This window comes from Pseudomonas sp. CH235 (assembly GCF_004368175.1).
GTDB lineage: Bacteria > Pseudomonadota > Gammaproteobacteria > Pseudomonadales > Pseudomonadaceae > Aquipseudomonas > Aquipseudomonas paraglycinae.
This window is the reverse complement of the sequence record NZ_RRZJ01000024.1, coordinates 72,357-88,114: the sequence shown is the minus strand read 5'-3', so window position 1 is coordinate 88,114 and position 15,758 is coordinate 72,357. Positions and strand designations below refer to the sequence as shown.

The 15,758-nt window shown below is 59.1% G+C and carries 16 protein-coding genes; 13 read left to right on the top strand and 3 right to left on the bottom strand.

The features are described from left to right. From EIY71_RS21720 to EIY71_RS21665, 12 genes are all read left to right on the top strand, one after another. The coding region (locus EIY71_RS21720; RefSeq protein ID WP_372239292.1) for a type IV pilus biogenesis/stability protein PilW at positions 1-512 on the top strand (512 nt) is incomplete at its 5' end. Between the two features lie 37 nt (positions 513-549). Then, positions 550-1,011: a hypothetical protein gene (locus EIY71_RS21715; RefSeq protein WP_064600452.1), complete on the top strand. Its 462-nt coding sequence runs from the start codon at positions 550-552 to the stop codon at positions 1,009-1,011. Between the two features lie 20 nt (positions 1,012-1,031). After that, positions 1,032-2,396: a lysozyme inhibitor LprI family protein gene (locus EIY71_RS21710; protein ID WP_064600451.1), complete on the top strand. Its 1,365-nt coding sequence runs from the start codon at positions 1,032-1,034 to the stop codon at positions 2,394-2,396. A gap of 138 nt (positions 2,397-2,534) precedes the next feature. Further along, positions 2,535-3,929 (top strand): TIGR01777 family oxidoreductase, encoded by a 1,395-nt coding sequence (locus tag EIY71_RS21705; protein ID WP_082934453.1) that lies wholly within the window; start codon positions 2,535-2,537, stop codon positions 3,927-3,929. Positions 3,930-3,938: 9 nt separating this feature from the next. After that, a complete protein-coding gene (locus tag EIY71_RS21700) occupies positions 3,939-6,389 on the top strand; it encodes a hypothetical protein (RefSeq protein ID WP_064600448.1) in 2,451 nt (816 codons plus the stop codon). Continuing rightward, complete coding sequence (locus tag EIY71_RS21695; protein WP_111539323.1) at positions 6,386-6,895, top strand: hypothetical protein; 510 nt, start codon at positions 6,386-6,388, stop codon at positions 6,893-6,895. Before EIY71_RS21700 ends, EIY71_RS21695 begins: the two co-directional genes overlap by 4 nt. Positions 6,896-6,981: 86 nt before the next feature. Continuing rightward, on the top strand, positions 6,982-7,437 hold the full coding sequence (locus tag EIY71_RS21690) for a hypothetical protein (protein WP_039765437.1): 456 nt from the start codon (positions 6,982-6,984) through the stop codon (positions 7,435-7,437). Between the two features lie 4 nt (positions 7,438-7,441). Next, the gene (locus tag EIY71_RS21685; protein ID WP_134023031.1) at positions 7,442-7,987 is read left to right on the top strand and encodes a hypothetical protein; all 546 of its coding nucleotides are present in this window, start codon (positions 7,442-7,444) and stop codon (positions 7,985-7,987) included. Then, the gene (locus EIY71_RS21680) at positions 7,974-8,822 is read left to right on the top strand and encodes a type IV pilus biogenesis/stability protein PilW (RefSeq protein WP_134023029.1); all 849 of its coding nucleotides are present in this window, start codon (positions 7,974-7,976) and stop codon (positions 8,820-8,822) included. The genes EIY71_RS21685 and EIY71_RS21680 overlap by 14 nt, the downstream gene beginning before the upstream one ends. 2 nt (positions 8,823-8,824) lie before the next feature. Continuing rightward, entirely contained in the window at positions 8,825-9,634 is an 810-nt protein-coding gene (locus EIY71_RS21675; protein ID WP_134023037.1) for a lysozyme inhibitor LprI family protein, read from the top strand. Continuing rightward, the gene (locus EIY71_RS21670) at positions 9,631-10,236 is read left to right on the top strand and encodes a lysozyme inhibitor LprI family protein (RefSeq protein ID WP_134023027.1); all 606 of its coding nucleotides are present in this window, start codon (positions 9,631-9,633) and stop codon (positions 10,234-10,236) included. Before EIY71_RS21675 ends, EIY71_RS21670 begins: the two co-directional genes overlap by 4 nt. Before the next feature lie 4 nt (positions 10,237-10,240). Continuing rightward, positions 10,241-10,681, top strand: a complete 441-nt coding sequence (locus tag EIY71_RS21665) for a hypothetical protein (protein WP_256661101.1) — start codon at positions 10,241-10,243, stop codon at positions 10,679-10,681. 55 nt (positions 10,682-10,736) lie between these two features. On the opposite strand, the gene EIY71_RS21660 is transcribed toward EIY71_RS21665, so the two are convergent. Beyond that, positions 10,737-11,105 (bottom strand): DUF6124 family protein, encoded by a 369-nt coding sequence (locus EIY71_RS21660; RefSeq protein WP_134023025.1) that lies wholly within the window; start codon positions 11,103-11,105, stop codon positions 10,737-10,739. A gap of 587 nt (positions 11,106-11,692) precedes the next feature. Between EIY71_RS21660 and EIY71_RS21655 the strand changes: the two genes are divergently transcribed. Further along, positions 11,693-12,079 (top strand): SCP2 sterol-binding domain-containing protein, encoded by a 387-nt coding sequence (locus EIY71_RS21655; RefSeq protein ID WP_134023023.1) that lies wholly within the window; start codon positions 11,693-11,695, stop codon positions 12,077-12,079. A 120-nt stretch (positions 12,080-12,199) separates the two neighbouring features. Here EIY71_RS21655 and EIY71_RS21650 read toward each other — a convergent pair whose 3' ends face one another. Together EIY71_RS21650 and recG are read right to left on the bottom strand one after the other, a co-directional pair. Continuing rightward, on the bottom strand, positions 12,200-13,600 hold the full coding sequence (locus EIY71_RS21650; protein ID WP_134023021.1) for an aminoacyl-tRNA deacylase and HDOD domain-containing protein: 1,401 nt from the start codon (positions 13,598-13,600) through the stop codon (positions 12,200-12,202). Positions 13,601-13,679: 79 nt separating this feature from the next. Continuing rightward, a complete protein-coding gene (gene recG, locus EIY71_RS21645; protein WP_085746808.1) occupies positions 13,680-15,755 on the bottom strand; it encodes an ATP-dependent DNA helicase RecG in 2,076 nt (691 codons plus the stop codon). Between the last annotated feature and the right edge of the window lie 3 nt (positions 15,756-15,758).

The window sequence follows — 15,758 nt, the reverse complement described above, 5'->3', positions numbered from 1 at the left end:
AATTTAATGTTCAGCGTATATCGTGTTTCACTTTGTTTTCTCAATTCTCAGAAAGTGCACCGAAGTTTAGCTATTTGAGTGATGAGACTCAGCTTGCAGAAATCAGGAAAGACTTCAAATATATCCTTAGCGAGCTTCCTCAGGGTGAAAAAGGAGAATTATTTTATGGGCTCGATGATAGCGGGAATAAGGTAAGGCGGAACATTCCCCAAGAGCTGGTGTATGAGCTGACTTTGATTGTTGCTGATGATAATGTCGGACCTTTAAATGACTATGCTTATTATTTGTATCGCAGCAAAAACAATGTTTTAGCTGCTTTGCTTTTGAGGGAGATTCATAAAAAATTCCCGGAGAGAGTCGTTGCAACACTAAATTTGGCAGATGCCTATTGGGATATAGGAATGAGGTCCGACGCATGTCCGCTTTATAAGGAATACATCGCGCAAATGACAAAAAACGGAAAAGGTGGACGTATTCCACAGGCGGCGAAATCTCGGGAAAACTGCAATTGAGACGAGCCGCGTTTTTCAGTGAAAGTTAGGCAAGTACATGCAATTCAAAAATCTAGCGGTACCACTGCTCGGCTTGATGTGGACCCTCCAGGCGTTTGCCGAGACGTCGACGTTCAGCCCAACCCAAGGCGTCGAGGCGGCGCTGGTTCTCGAAGGCTCCACGCTGAACATCGCGGTTAAAGGCGAAACGCATAACGAGTCGCGGACAATCGATTTTCAAGCCGAAAACGAACTCCATGTGCAGGTCGATGATTTCAATTTTGACGGCGCCAAGGATTTCGCGGTCCGGCAGCTCGATGACGGCATGGGCACTTACGACTACTACCGGGTATTCATTTACCAAGCCAGAACGGGCACCTTCAAAGAGTTACAGCCGGACTGTGGCGATGGCTTCGTTAATTTGCGTGTCGATAAAAAACGTAAAGCTTTGCTCAGCACCTATTGGGAAATGAACATAGCCAAGCAATGCGTCACCCGGTTCGCCAAACGCAAAGCCTGAATGACTCAAGGAAGAACATAGTGAAACGTTTTGTTTTTACCCTGCTGGCCGTGCTGCTGCCTGTTTCAGCAGTGTATGCGCAGGATGGCTGCAGCAATGTCACCTCTAGCCTGGAAATGGTGCCGTGCTCGGAGGCGGCGAAGAAGGCTGCCGATACGCAGCTGAACGTCAGCTACAAGCAATTGATGGCGCGGCTTGAGTCTGACTATCGAGCAGATCCGGCATTGGGCGCGGAGTACGCGGCGAAGGTTAAAGAGTCGCAACGTGCATGGCTGAAGTTGCGCGATGCGAATTGTCCGTTGGAGGCATTCGAGATCGAGACGGGGATGCCAGCGCATGTGTTCGCGGTCAACTCGTGCATCGCCAGAATGAGTCGCGAACGCTCGGCGTATCTGGACAAGATCGTCCCTGCTCTTGCATCCGACAAGAGTACTTCGACAGCGCCGGCCAACGGCGCTTGTCCTTCGGAGGAGTTCCCTGCTTTCCTGACAGCCTTTTCCGCCAGCAGTGAATTACAGCGCCGTCTCACTGCGATGACGGTCAAGTCGCTTGTTTTGAAGCCGGTAGCAGGCAAGGACCGTAGTACCTTTGAGCCTTCGACCTCGGGCGTCAGCGGAGCTTCCTTCACCTACCCGCTGATGGCCGCCATCACACCCGGCAAGACACCTGGAGTCGAGATTGAAGAGGTCGATGACAGTCACGTCAACGTGGTCGATAAGCGGGCGGGCAACAGCAATGTGAAAATCTTCAACTTCTCTCGTCAGGCATGTTGGGTGCTTGAGGGGATTGAGGATTGGTCAGTGAGTGAGAAGGATCTTGTCGCAACTCGTAACCCCGGAATGAGCCGCGCTGAGAATTTCTGCGAACAGCGTGCTGAAGCTTTAGGAGGGTTAGGTTTTCTTGAGCAATACCCTCTGACTGGGGAGTTGATTGAAGCGTCTCTGGAAAACTATGTCTGTGCAGCAGAGTCGGGTGACCCACAGGCGAGTCTCTCAGCGGCAAGCTTGAGCCTTTCGCAGATGGCGTCTCAGTTGGAAACGAGCAAGGTTGAGGCGTTGTTCAAAGCGGCCTCGAAAATACCGAGTGGTGCGTTGGGCTATGCCACGTTTCTTTGTTCAGGAAACTCCACCGACTATAACGGTCCTTGTCTTCATCCCAAGCAGGCAGAAGAGCAGGTCATTCGAGCAATCAACATGGGCTCCATAGAGGGAATGAGTTATCTGGCTTCTACCTTTGAGGGTGGCGAGTTGGGAACAAAGGATATGTCCCGAGCATTAGCCTGTTATCAAATGGCGGCTGACAAAGGTCATCGGTTGAGCATCGACAACGTGGCGCGATTGAAGTCGCAAGGTCCAGAGCCGATCAAGGCGAGCCACTGCATTTGAATTTCGGGTTCATGCTTGATGCGCTTCCGCACTTGTTGGGCGTGAGCCTGTCACGGTAAACGTTTAACGCTTGTGCATCTGACAACCCCCATTTTCCTTTAAACTCCCCGCCCTCAAGGAACGCGCTCAGGACACGGAATGCCAGCCCCCTCTTTCTCTCTTCGCTCCGCGATGGTGCTTTGGCTGTATGCCGCCGCGATCGTGCATGTGCTCGCCGGTCTCACGCTGACCTGGGCCGGTCATTCCGGATTACTCGACGGCTATTTGAACACCCTCGAACTCGCATTCTGGGGCGCCGATGCGGTCCCTGCCGCCGGTCACGAGCAGCAGGTATGGTGGCTCGCGCTGTTCGGCGCGACGCTGCAAAGTTATTCGCTGTACATGCTTGCGTTGGTGCACCTCGGCAACCGTTTTAAAGCTCCCGCAATTTGGGGCTGGTTGATGGCTGGTGTTCTGTTATGGGCGCCGCAGGACATGTGGCTTTCAGCTCAACAACAGGTCTGGTCGCATCTGTGGCTCGACGGTTTTGCGCTGCTGGTGCTGTTGCCGCCGCTGGTCTGGTTGCTGCGCCATGATCGTCGAAAATCCCCACCAGAAAGGACCGTGAGCAAGTCCAACCCCTTTGTCGGCGGCGCCTACAAGCGTGTGCTGATCACCGGGGGCACCGGGTTTATCGGTGAAGCCGTGGTCAATCAATTACTCGACGCCGGCCACACGGTCAGCGTGTTGGCGCGGGATCCGTTGAAAGCGGCGAACCTGTTCAACGGTCGCGTTCGCTGTTTGCGTTTGTTGAGCGAACTCGGCTGCGACGAACCCTTCGACGTGGTGATCAATCTGGCTGGCGCACCGGTCGCTGGTCCGCGCTGGAGCCCCGAACGGCAGGCGCAATTGCTCGCCAGTCGGGTCAACATCACTGAAGCGTTGATGACCTGGCTGGAAAACGCCAGGCACAAACCGGCGCTGTGGATTCAGGCCTCGGCCATAGGTTACTACGGCGTGCGCGATGCCAGCGAAAGCCTCGATGAACAGGCCCGCAAGGGCGACGGTTTCATGGCCGAACTCTGTGCGTGTTGGGAGGCTTCGGCGCAACCCGCCACGCAGTTTGGCGTGCGTCAGGTGGTGCTGCGCCTCGGCGTGGTGTTCGGGCCGGGCGGTGCGCTGCTGCCGTTGCTGATTCCGTTTCGCCTGGGTTTCGGCGGTCGCATGGGCGATGGTCAGCAGATCATGAGCTGGGTGCACCGCGACGATGTGATTCAGGTGATCGCTCGATCCTTCCACGATGAAAATTTGCGCGGCACCTACAACATGGTCGCGCCTGAAACCATCAGTCAGGCAGCCTTCGCCGAGAACGTCGGCAAGGTCCTCAAGCGTCCGGTGTGGTTCCACATTCCTGCAGCGCCGGTGCGTGCGTTGGCCGGGGAAATGGCTCAGCTGTTCTTCGACGGTCAGCGTGTGGTGCCGCAGCGTTTGAGCGAGGCGGGCTACACGTTCCGCTATCCGACTCTCGACGCCGCGCTGCGCGATCTGGCCTGAGGATCGCCCATGAGCAAGCCCCTGATGTACTTGCTGGCCGGCAACGGCAGCGCCGCCGATTGGTGGGATGACGCGCTGCCGCATTTTCAGCGTTACGACGTGGTGCCGCTGGAGCTGCCGGGCTTCGGCGCCAACCCGCAGCCGCCCTGCGAGGATCTGGCGGCTTACGCCCAGGCCTTGTTGGCGATGACGCAAAAGGGCAGCGCGATCATGGCCGTCGGGGTCAACGCGTTGCTGGTGCTGCATGCGCTGCAACGCCGGCCCGGGCACTTTTCTCGCAGTGTGTTGCTGGCGCCGGTGGGCGCCTTTTTGTGGCAGCGACGATTGCCGGCGCTGATGTCACCGCTGCCAATCCGCAGGACTATTCACTGGCTGTTGTCGAACAGACCCACGCTGTTCGCGCACAAGTTCTCCAACCAGACCTGGACGCCCGCGCAGTATCAGCGCATGGGCGCCGGTTATGCGCGCTGCCGTGCGTTTGTGCCGCACTGGGATCTGATCCGTGCGGACACCGCGCTGCCATTGCTGGAGTGGATCACCGACCCGGTTGAACTGGTCTGGGGCGATCAGGACAAGGTACTGGGCATCGAGCAAGCGGCCGCATGGTCGGCGATTCTTGCGCGCGCAGACCTGACTATCAGCCTCAAACCCGGTTGGGGTCATTACCCGTGGATCGACGCGCCCGCGCCGTTTGCGCAGTGGCTGGAGTCGGGCGAGCGCGGGTTTGTCGCGCACACCAAGGGCGGGCGTTTGCGTCTGGCGGAACTGGCCCGGCAACCGGTGCCGGCGGCGCTGACCCTCAACGATTGCAACGACCCGCGACTACCGGTCTTTCTCGCCCGCCAACCACAGGCGACTTGGGCGGTGCGCTCCTCCAGTTATGGCGAAGATCAGGCCGACTCGGCGAATGCCGGTTTGAGTACGACCTATCTGCGCGAGCCGAGCGCCAACGTGCCGGCGCGCATTGCCGCGCTGACTGCCGAAGGTGTCGAGGAAGTGGTGGTGCAGCGCTTCATCACGCCGCAGGTGTCGGGCATCGCGTTTGTGCGTCATCTGTCGGTGGAGCTTGAATGGGTTGAAGGTCATCTTGAGTCCCTTGCCGACGGTCAGATCAGCCCGGAACGAGCGACGCTTTCGCGGCTCGGCGATGCCTGGCGCAGCGGCACGTTCACGGCCGCCCACGGTTTGACCGAAGACGTGCTGTGGCGCTTTCTCCAGGATGTCTTGCGGGTGTTCCACTATGTGCCGGGCGATGTCGAATGGGCCTGGGACGGAACACAGCTGTGGCTGCTGCAATACCGACCGATCAGCGACTACGGCTGGCGCCGGCACCTGACGGCCGCCAACATCGCCGAGATCCTGCCGCCGCAACCCAGCGTGCTGGTGGAATACGCCCAGCGCCGGGCCGCCGCGAGCATTCCGGCGATCATGGCCCGTTGGGATGCGCGGGTGTTGCAGGACAACGAACCGTTCACGGCCGTGTTTGGCGGTGCGTCTTACATCAATAACGACCTGTTTCTCGCACGTTTGGGCGACTGGGGCATCAGCGCCAGCAACTATGCCGGTGAAGTTGGCGGCGCGACCCCGCATCTGCCGTGGCGACCGCTGCGGATGTTGCGTTCGCTGCCATTGTTTCTGCGCATGCAGCGTATCGCTCGCGGGCATTTGCTGAGCCTTGAACAGGGCTTGCAGCGCTTCGACCGGGAGCTGACCGACCTCGTCGCCCAGGGTGCTGACGGTCAGCAACTGGCCGACTGGTTCACCCGTTTCTATGTGTTCGTGGTGCAGGGCAATCTGTGCATCGCCACGGCGCTGGCCAGCAGCGGCGGGGACTGGCTGGGCCGACCGCCCACCGCTTACGACAACCTGGAAAACAGCCCCCATCGACTGCCGTGGGAGACAGATCCGGCCACACCTCGACCCGCGTCGAATGCGCTGCCATTACAGGTGTTCCCGCAATGGTCAGGGCTGATCCGCCTCGCGTATTCAACCGGCCTGCCAGGCCTGCGTGGTTACTACCTGCAAGTGCGCGAGTGGTATCGCGACAACCTGATGCGCATCTTCTTCCGCCTGCATCACGCCATGCCACTGGCGGATCGCGAACACTGGTTTGCGCCGCACCCGGACGTCCGCACGCGCGACGGCAGCTTCTGGCAGGACGGCCGCGAAGGTGCCGAGCAAGCCACCGGATTCATGATTTACCCGGGGCAGGTGCGGGGCATTCTTGGCGAAGACATCTTGCTGGAAGACACCCTCGATCCCGGGCGCCACGCGCACTATCAGGCCGCGCGGGCGGTGATTGCGCGGATGGGTGGACGGTTGTCGCATGGTTCGACGTTGTTGCGGGAACTGCGCAAGCCTTCGGCGGTGATGCCGCAGGTGGATCTGGCGTGGATCGGGTGCGAAGTGTTGTATCGGGATGGTGAATTGGAATTGATGAATTCGAAGGATGTGAAGTGAAACGACTGCTGGTGTTATGCATGAGCTGGTTGCCAATGGCCGTTCTGGCGGCAGGTGTCTGCAATCAGGAAACTGACTCCAAATATTTCTTATCGCAATGGCCGGAGAGCGGCGCAGATCCGGAAGACATACTTTCCAGTCTCGATGGAAAAGAATTCTCTATCGAGCCAGGCCACGTGGTCTTCCGTGGCGACCTAAATGGCGATGGTATTGAAGACTTCATCTTCAATTCCCGCGTAGGCATTGGCTCATCGATGGACAGCACATTCGCCTTCCTGATCCAGTGCCGTGGTTACTTGAAGTATTCGGGTGGCGATTACTTCGCCGGAGTCAAAGTTCTGGACGGTCCGCCCAAAGGTGGCGGTGAATTCAAGGACATCGAGATCTACTCCTACATCAGGGACAAGCGAGGGCGGATTCGCTACAAGGGCGAAGAGGGCATGACCCGACCACATCTGTGGCAATTCAACCCGCAGACACAGCGTTATGAAGGTCAGTCTGAGTAAGCCAACGGTTTTCACTGCAGTTATGGAGTTAGTACTTGAAAGGATTTTCGATTGTTCTCGGCAGCTTGCTATCAGCTGCCACTTCCATGGCATTCGCCGCCGATCCCGACTTTAAGGATTACGCCGTCACCCCCGTTTTCAGCGGCCCCAACCATGAGCCGGTGCAGCAAGAACAAAGCAACGCGGTCATGGACAGCACCCGTGCGAAGGCCCTGCAAGGCAAGGTCAACTTCGCCGGCCATTACATCCTGTACAGGTTCGGCTGTGGCGGCGGCGCCATTTGTGGCGAAGTGCTGGACGCCCACAACGGTGATGTCGTTGGCGGTCTTCCGAATGCCTACGACGGCAGCACTTTCGACACGACGTACCTGCCCGATAGTCGCTTGATCATCATTTCCGGCGTCACGCTCGATGGCGAAGAAGACGCCCAGGGAAATCCTCTGGAAAACCGTAACCGGGATCGGTACTACGAATTCGTGAACAACGAGTTCCGGCTGCTTGGCATGACCGACGTGGAATCGCCGTCGATTGATGAGGAATGAGTGGATGAACCGACTACTCGCGGGCAGCCTTTCGCTGCTGCTCTCGCTTCCAGCATTCGCCGTTCCCAAGGATGCCTACACCCAGCGCGATGTCATGCAATGTGGCGGCGTTGAAGTGGTGATGGTGTCGTCCTGCCGATCCGTGACGGTGGATGCCGCAGAAACCCACCTCATCCCGGTTTGCTCCGACCAGGCGATCAACATTGGCGGCAAAGTGTTGCGCCGCAACATCGACAAGGTTTCACAGCTCACGTCTGACGGTAAGAAAGCGAAGATGCTGAGTAACGTTGTCGTGGCGATGGATTGTGTGAAAGGCACCAAGGGCAGTCTTGTTTCGATAGGTGGTTATGGCGGTTGCGGCGCCTGCCCTGAATGGCGCGGGTATTACTCGACGGCGGGGCGATTGGAGCAATACAGCTTCGATAATACCCAGCGCTCATTTGGTTCGAAGGGCTCCTGGGAAGAGCTGATCAAGGCTTATGGCGTGACGAAGAGGCAGCTGCAGTCGGAAAGTCCGTCAGTGAAAAGGATCGACTATGGACAGCCTTAAGTGGGTATCGATGATCGGCTGTCTGTTCGGAGCTATGAGCGCGTTTGCCGAAGACCCGCCAATAGTTGGTGTCAACGGGAACACGGTGTCATTTCGGGCTACAGAATGGGCGATGCCCGGTGTGGATTCGGCGACTGCATGGTTCACCGCCAATGGCAAAACCTTCCCGCTCTTTGGCGCCGATATTGGCGCCGATGGGCACTCCAATATGCTCAGTCCTGACAAGAAAACCTTGCTGCTCGACCCGGTGATCTTCGGCATGTTGTCGGACGAAAACGGTGAAGAGAAGCTAGTGTCGCAACAGCATTGCACGGTGATCTCCATGGAGACCGGTTGTGTGCTGGCTGATCGTTCGGCCACTTTTTGTGTCGGCCAGTGGAAGGGCAATCAGTGGGTTACCGGCGACGGCGATGTGCTCACTCCCGCCCTGGAGACGAGGTCTCCAAAGGACTTGCTGAAACATGTCTCAAGTAACGAACCGGCGCAGTCCCGCGCAGAGTCCATCGAATGGGGTCTGGTCTTTTTAAGTCCGGAGTCTTACATGGCGTGTCATCCCCCGGCGCAAAATGTTCAGGCCTATAACGACCTAGGCTTTTACCTGGCCGAGGGCGGCAAAGATGAGCTTGCACTGAAGTTTTATCGCGGCGTTGAGGCCGTCGGTAAACGCACCGTGCTGATGTTGAACATCGCCGATTCACTCTGGCGCCTTGATCGCAAAGACGAAGCGCAGCGCTATTACAGCCAGTACCGCGACGCAATGAGTGCCGACGGTAAGGCGCAGAAAATACCTCAACGTGCAGTTGAGCGATCCGTTATTCAGGGAATGAAAAAATGAACATGTTTGTGCGCGTTATAGCGTTGTCCTTCGGATGCCTGTTTGCCTCCTTTGCGATGGCCGAGGAGAACTGCAAAGAGATCACCGTGAGCTCGCAGGTTGATCGCTGCGTGGAGGCGGCCCGCAAGGAAGCCGATGCACAGCTCAATATCAGCTACAAGAAGTTATTGGCGCGCTTCGAGTCTCAGCAACAGAGCGATCCGGAGCAGGGCAAGACGCTGGTTGCCATGACCAGAGAATCCCAGCGCGCCTGGATCAAGCTGCGCGACACCACGTGCCCGCTCGAAGCCACGGAAATTGAGCCGGGGATGGCAGCGCATGTCACGACCATCAACAACTGCATTGCCAGAATGAGCCTGGAGCGTGCGGCTTATCTGGACACAATCGTCGCTGACGAGCCGGGGAATGTGGTTGATCTCAACAAGGTGTTCCTGTCCGGCTCCCAGCGCTTCGGCGATGTCGTGGCGCGTTATGTCAGCACCTTTGGCAGTCCTTGTTTGACAGTTCAGATTCTGGCGCCTAACGGCGGTTGGAGAGTGCTTTCTTCAAAGCGTTTTTGCAGTTTTGATGGCAAGTCGTTTTGGTCGGGTTATGCCGACGCGGGATTTGAGGGGCACGTATTTGCGGACGACGGTTTGCACGTGACACTTAGCCTGACAGAGCTTCGTCCTATCGGCGAAAAGCGCCTCACCTGTGTAATTCCAATTCAGAACGAGCAAATCAAAGAGCTGAAGTGCGGCGCCTCCGAGCTCGGTGCCTCGAAGGTATCTGGACGGGTAGCTGAGCGCAGCACCGGAGTATCCGGATCATGATCAAACTCAAGGCGTTTTTTGGGCTGGTCGCGGGTGTTTCTTTGGCTGCTTTGCTGGTTCCTGCGCATGCCCAGGAAACCTGCAATCCCGACAGCTTTTCCAATCCCGATATGATCATTTGCGGTCAACAGACTTTCGAAAAAGTCGATGCAGTGCTGAATGAGCAATACAAGAAAGCGCTGGTCAGTTTGGCGCCGGCTGACAAGAAGCAACTGACCGATGTGCAAAAGAAGTGGGTGCGCTTTAAAGAGGCGTATTGCGAGGATATCTATCAGTCGGCCTTGCCCGGTGCAGAGGCGCCTATCGAAAGGCTTGGGTGCCTGGTGCAAACAACCAATGCCCGGTTGGGGGAATTGGTTGCTCTGCAGACTGGGATGATGATTGATGGCTTCTACAAATCGGCATCTGTAATGGCCGGGGCCGGTGAGAACCGGGAGAGGGAAATGGTGGCTTCAATCGAGCGACTGGGAGGGGCTGAGCTCGATGATCCGCTATTTAAGCAATACGCTAGTGGGCACTGCGAAATGAGCGAACGTGTGCTCCGGGAAGATTCAGTCTATTGCACGGCGCGAATGCGCTTTCAGCTGCCTCTGAACCGTTGAAGGGATGACCGGTTTGAAATCAATGCGCGCATTGTTCGTTACGCTGTCGTTCCTCTTTCCTGTGATGGCTCACAGCGAGGTCAAAACGGAGGTCTATTGCTTCCGCTCACAAGAGGGCAAGAGCATCAATTTTGAATTGCGGACCTATTACGACTCGACCGTCAAATGGCAAGGTGCGAGCGTCAAGTACAGCAAGTCGAAAGAGGCAATTGCGCTCGTTTATGGCGGCGCGGAAGAAGAGTTTCCAAACCCTAACCGCCCTCCCGAAATCACGACGAAGTGGGTGGAGGTGTCCGGAGGCATGGTGACTGGTGATTATGTAATGGCGAGCCAGGATCCCTTCATTTACGGAATCGTTTACACAAACCGCAAGTCCGGAAAGAAATATATATTCGAGCACGATAGCAATATGAGTGCTTTGCCTGAAACCGGCTGCCAGTGGTGACTCAGGTATTTGAGAAAGGGGACTCAACGTCCCCTTTTTTCCGCCCGCGATTCAGCTACGGCTTGGCCTGATACTCCCGAAACTCAATGTGATCGAGCGTGCCTTCCACCATCAACCGCACGCCGTCCGCCATTCTGCTCAGGCCCAGTGCCATCGAGCGGCGGGGGCCGTCGAGGTCGTCGGCCAGGTTGGCGGCGAAGGCGCTGATGGACAGGAGGTCTTCGGAGGCGTTGGCCATGAGGGCTTCGGCGTCGGCGTTGGGGCAGAGGGCGAACAGGCCGCCCAAGCGTTTGGGGCGTGGGGTGGTGGGTTTGAAATGGTGGTCGAGGGCGCGTTCGGCGGCTTCGTGGAGTTTCTTCGAATCGGGGGATTCGTAGGGGGAGGTTTCTGGTGTTTCTGGTGGATTGGGTGTTGGTTTGATCATGGATGTCATCCCTGGAGTTAAGACGCTGACACCGTTTCGCTTTGCACTTCGAAATAGGTGGCAGCTGTGCGTTGGTGTGCAAGACCGGTCCAGGTGCCCGGCAGACCCAAAGGTCTCCGACGCACAGCCGCCATAACGATCCGCGAGCATAGGAAAAGGCTCGGCGAAATGCCATTGCGATTGTGCACCTGAACCGGACTTGCACGTCCGAGTCACCGATTTTGCGGTGACACACAGAGGCTATCGACGATGGTCTAGCCTGCCTAGTTCATGGACAGCACCGCAGTTTGAAGGACATTTCCCAAGGAGTTGCGGGGTAGAGGAACAAGAAACCATTGCTATCGGCAGCTCCTACAGGAATGTGTTTCTTCAGGTGTAGGACGGGGGATGGTGTGACGCGGAGCGTCACGGGATGCATTCCCACGTAGAGCGTGGGAACGATCAGGCTCAAGGGTTAGGAAGCGTGACTTGGCAGTCATCATGCGAGAAAAGACCTGCATCGTCTTCTATCAATCCAGGATAGTGGCGAATCCGTCCGAATCCCTTACACTCCCCCAGCCGTTCATTTCCCTTTTGAGGCTGTGCGCATGAAATTTCGTTTTCTTCTGTGGATGCTGGGTCTGTTGATGGGTAAGGCCAGTCGGACAAATCCTGCGTTCCAGCAGCAGTTGGGTGACAAGGAACTGGTGTTTCAGCTACAGACTCTGGACGGGAAAGTGGCGCGGCATTTTGTGGTGAAGGATCAGCGCATTACCAGCAAGTCCGGGGTGGTAGCGGAGCCGGCGTTTGCGATTGCCTTTAAAGACGCGGCCTTCGGGTTTGCCACGATGCAGGCGAAGAACAAGCAGCTGGCGTTCATGCAGGGGATTCAGGACAAGTCGATCCAGCTCAAGGGGAATCCGGCGCTGGTGATGTGGTTTCAGGGGTTGATGAAGTATTTGAAGCCGCGGAAGGCGAAGGCCAAGGCTGCTTGAGTATTGCGTGAGGCTGTGACGCGGAGCGTCATGGACTGCATTCCCACGCAGAGCGTGGGAACGATCAAATACAAAGGCCCCACACTCGGTTGAGTGTGGGGCCTTTTTTATGAGCGCAAATCAGGCCTGGCTGAACTGCGAAGCCAGTTCCCGCAGCAGCACTTCCGCCTCAAGCACTTTGCTGACCACATCATTGGCCTTGTCGCGGCTCAAACCAACACGCTCCAGCAGCGCATCCGGAATGTCTTCATCCGGGCCGGAGCCGATCCCGCGACTGCGCAGCAGGCGCACGGCCAGGCAGACGAGGTTCGGGTATTCGGCGTAGGCGCCGTCGTAGTTCGGGTCGTGCTGGAAGCGCAGGGCGGTGGCCAGTTCGTCGGGCATGTCCCAGTAGCGCATCAGCCAGGAGCCGATCTGTTCGCGGCTGATGCCCAGCAGGTGTTGCTCGACATAGCTGTGGCACAGGTGCGGGTTGACCTCCAGGTGGCGGCAGATCAGTGAGAAGTGCGGCGGGAACACGTGGGCCAGCAGCAGGTAGCCGAAGTTGTGAAGCAGGCCGGCGAGGTAGGTCAGGCCGGATTCCGGACGCTGGGCACGCGGCATGGCGCGGGTCAGGCCTTCGATGACGGCGGCGGTGTAGATCGACTGCTGCCAGTACGGCGTGGTGTGTTGCGGGTGATCCTTGGGCAGGCTCAGGGTCTTGCCAAGGGCCAGGCCCAGCGCCAGGTTGATCACCAGATCGAAGCCCAGCACGCGGACGATCGCGTCTTCCACCGAACGGATCTTGCCCGGCGAGGCGTAGTACGGCGACGCCGCCCAGCTCACCACTTGCGCAGCCAGCGCCGGGTCGGTTTCGACCACGCCGGTGATGTCGTCGATGGTGGCGTTCGGGTCGACGCGCAGCTTGATGATTTTTTGTGCGGTTTCGGCCAGCGGCGGAATTTCGATGGTAGCTTCCAGACGCTGCTGGATGCGCCGCGCGGTGAACGCCTGCACGGCCTGGGTGATTTCCTCGCGGTCATCGTCCGGGCGGTCGAGGTTCGGGCGGATGCTGCTCAGGGCTTCGCCGAAGTTGGCGGCGCTGGCCTTGGTCAGCATGGTCTTGAAGTCTTCGCTGGCGATTTCCAGCAGCAGGCCCGGCTCGCCGGAGTTGATCAGCAACTTCGGCTCGCGCAGCAGGCCTTCTTCGTAGAGGCACGGCGAGCTGGTCAGCGCCGGCAGGCCCGGCAGCAGGCTCAGGCTGTGTTTGCCGAGCATCTTTTCCAGGCGCTCGGTGGACACGGCGGTCAGGCGACGGCCCGTCAGTTCGGCGAGGCGGTTGAGATCCAGCAACTGGCTCTGTGGAAACAGCACCATCAGCGCACCGACCGCGTCGTCCAGCAACACGGCCTGCACTTTGCGCGAGGCATTGAGGCCGTGGTGGTCGAGCACTTCTTCGTAGGCGACGCCCAGCTTGTTGAGCAGCAGCCGAATAACAGACGGAGCGTGCGGGAGTTCGGGGGCGAGAGCAGCTTCGGTCATGGTCTGTATCCGTTTTTGAAACAATTGCTGGAGTATAACCAGCTTGGTTGGAACGAGCTGTCAGAAACTGCGACGGTGCTCACACTTGGCCGTATTGCTGCCCGTGTCGCAGCCAGCGGTCGAGCAACGGGCTGACGTGGTTAGGCCAGCGTTCGAGCAAGGCCTGGGCGGCATCGCGCACGGCGGGCAGCAGATCGGCGTCGCGCATCAGGTCGGCGACCTTGAATTGCAGCAGGCCGGTCTGGCGGGTGCCGAGCATTTCGCCGGGGCCGCGCAGTTCGAGGTCTTTTTCGGCGATGACGAAACCGTCGTTGGTCTCGCGCATGATGCCCAGGCGCTGGCGGCCGATCTGCGACAGCGGCGGATGGTAGAGCAGCACGCAATGGCTGACGGCGCTGCCCCGGCCGACCCGACCGCGCAACTGGTGCAGTTGCGCAAGGCCCAGGCGCTCGGGGTTTTCGATGATCATCAGGCTGGCGTTGGGCACGTCGACACCGACTTCGATCACGGTGGTGGCGACCAGCAGTTGCAGGTTGCCGGCCTTGAATTCGGCCATGACGGCGGCTTTCTCGGCGGGTTTCATGCGGCCGTGGATCAGCCCGACCTTCAACTCGCCGAGGGCGGCGGTGAGGTCTTCGAACGTGGTTTCGGCGGCCTGACAGGTCAGCTCTTCGGACTCTTCGATCAGCGTGCACACCCAATAGGCCTGACGGCCCTCGGCGCAGGCGCTGCGCACCCGTTCGATGACTTCGACGCGGCGGGTGTCGGTGACCAGCACGGTGTTGACCGGGGTTCGGCCGGGCGGCAGTTCGTCGAGGATCGAGGTGTCGAGGTCGGCGTAGGCGCTCATCGCCAGCGTCCGCGGAATCGGCGTGGCGGTCATGATCAGTTGATGCGGGCACATGCGCCCGCCGACGCCTTTCTGCCGCAGCGCCAGACGTTGCTGCACGCCGAAGCGATGCTGTTCGTCGATGATCACCAGCGCGAGGTTCTTGAACTGCACTTCATCCTGGAACAGTGCGTGAGTGCCGACCACCATCGGCGTGCCGCTGGCGATCTGCTCCAGCGCGGCGACGCGGTTCTTGCCCTTGAGCTTGCCGGCCAGCCACGCCACGTCGATCCCCAGCGGTTCGAGCCAGCGCTTGAAGGTGATGAAGTGCTGCTCGGCGAGGATCTCGGTCGGCGCCATCAGGGCGACCTGATAACCCGCTTCCAGCGCTTGCAGCGCTGCGAGGGCGGCGACCACGGTTTTGCCGGCGCCAACGTCGCCCTGAATCAGCCGCAGCATCGGTTCGTGCTGACTGAGGTCGTAGGCGATTTCATTGCCGACCCGCTGTTGCGCGCCGGTCGGGTTGAAGCCCAGGTTGGCCAGGTATTTCGCCGGCAGTTTGGTGGCTTTCGGCATCGCCGGCGCGCGCAGGGAACGCATGCTTTCACGCAGGCGCTGTTGCGATAGCTGGTGAGTCAGCAGTTCTTCGAAAGCGAGGCGATGCTGGGCCCAGTGATGACCGAGGGCGAGTTCGTCGACGTCGGCATCGGCGGGCGGGTTGTGCAGGTAGCGGATCGCGTCGGCCAGCGGCGCCAGTTGATAGTCGCGGGCCAGTTCGGTCGGCAACCAGTCGGGCAGGGTGGCCGGCTTGAGCAGGGTCAACGTCTGCATGCACAACTGGCGCAGACGCGCCTGGGTCAGGCCTTCGGTCAGCGGGTAGACCGGGGTCAGGGTTTCATCCACCGGCGGCGGTTCGTCGCCGTTGATGGCGCGGTATTCCGGATGGTAGATCTCCAGCCCCGAGGCGCCGGGCCGGGCTTCGCCGTAGCAGCGAATCCGCGTGCCGCGCTTGAGGCCTTCTTTCTGCGCATTGCTGAAGTGGTAGAAGCGCAGGCTCAAGCCGCCGGTGCCGTCCTGCAAGCGCACGACGAGGCTGCGGCGCCGGCCCATGACCACGTCGGCGCCGCTGACGGTGCCTTCGACCACGGCGTCCTGCCCCGGCCGCAACGCGCCGATCGGCACCACGCGGGTGCGATCCTGATAACGCAGCGGCAGGTGGAACAGTACGTCCTGGAGGTTTTCCAGACCGACCTTGGCCAGTTTCTCGGCCATGGCTTCACCGACACCCTTGAGTGCGGTGACCGACACCTGCGACAGCTCCGTCATGAC

Bases quoted from the DNA above. Each gene is read 5' to 3' on its own strand.
- EIY71_RS21715 (WP_064600452.1), top strand. From the start codon at position 550: ATGCAATTCAAAAATCTAGCGGTACCACTGCTCGGCTTGATGTGGACC.
- EIY71_RS21705 (WP_082934453.1), top strand. From the start codon at position 2,535: ATGCCAGCCCCCTCTTTCTCTCTTCGCTCCGCGATGGTGCTTTGGCTG.
- EIY71_RS21700 (WP_064600448.1), top strand. From the start codon at position 3,939: ATGAGCAAGCCCCTGATGTACTTGCTGGCCGGCAACGGCAGCGCCGCC.
- EIY71_RS21690 (WP_039765437.1), top strand. From the start codon at position 6,982: ATGGCATTCGCCGCCGATCCCGACTTTAAGGATTACGCCGTCACCCCC.
- EIY71_RS21685 (WP_134023031.1), top strand. From the start codon at position 7,442: ATGAACCGACTACTCGCGGGCAGCCTTTCGCTGCTGCTCTCGCTTCCA.
- EIY71_RS21680 (WP_134023029.1), top strand. From the start codon at position 7,974: ATGGACAGCCTTAAGTGGGTATCGATGATCGGCTGTCTGTTCGGAGCT.
- EIY71_RS21675 (WP_134023037.1), top strand. From the start codon at position 8,825: ATGTTTGTGCGCGTTATAGCGTTGTCCTTCGGATGCCTGTTTGCCTCC.
- EIY71_RS21670 (WP_134023027.1), top strand. From the start codon at position 9,631: ATGATCAAACTCAAGGCGTTTTTTGGGCTGGTCGCGGGTGTTTCTTTG.
- EIY71_RS21665 (WP_256661101.1), top strand. From the start codon at position 10,241: ATGACCGGTTTGAAATCAATGCGCGCATTGTTCGTTACGCTGTCGTTC.
- EIY71_RS21660 (WP_134023025.1), bottom strand. From the start codon at position 11,105: ATGATCAAACCAACACCCAATCCACCAGAAACACCAGAAACCTCCCCC.
- EIY71_RS21655 (WP_134023023.1), top strand. From the start codon at position 11,693: ATGAAATTTCGTTTTCTTCTGTGGATGCTGGGTCTGTTGATGGGTAAG.
- EIY71_RS21650 (WP_134023021.1), bottom strand. From the start codon at position 13,600: ATGACCGAAGCTGCTCTCGCCCCCGAACTCCCGCACGCTCCGTCTGTT.
- recG (WP_085746808.1), bottom strand. From the start codon at position 15,755: ATGACGGAGCTGTCGCAGGTGTCGGTCACCGCACTCAAGGGTGTCGGT.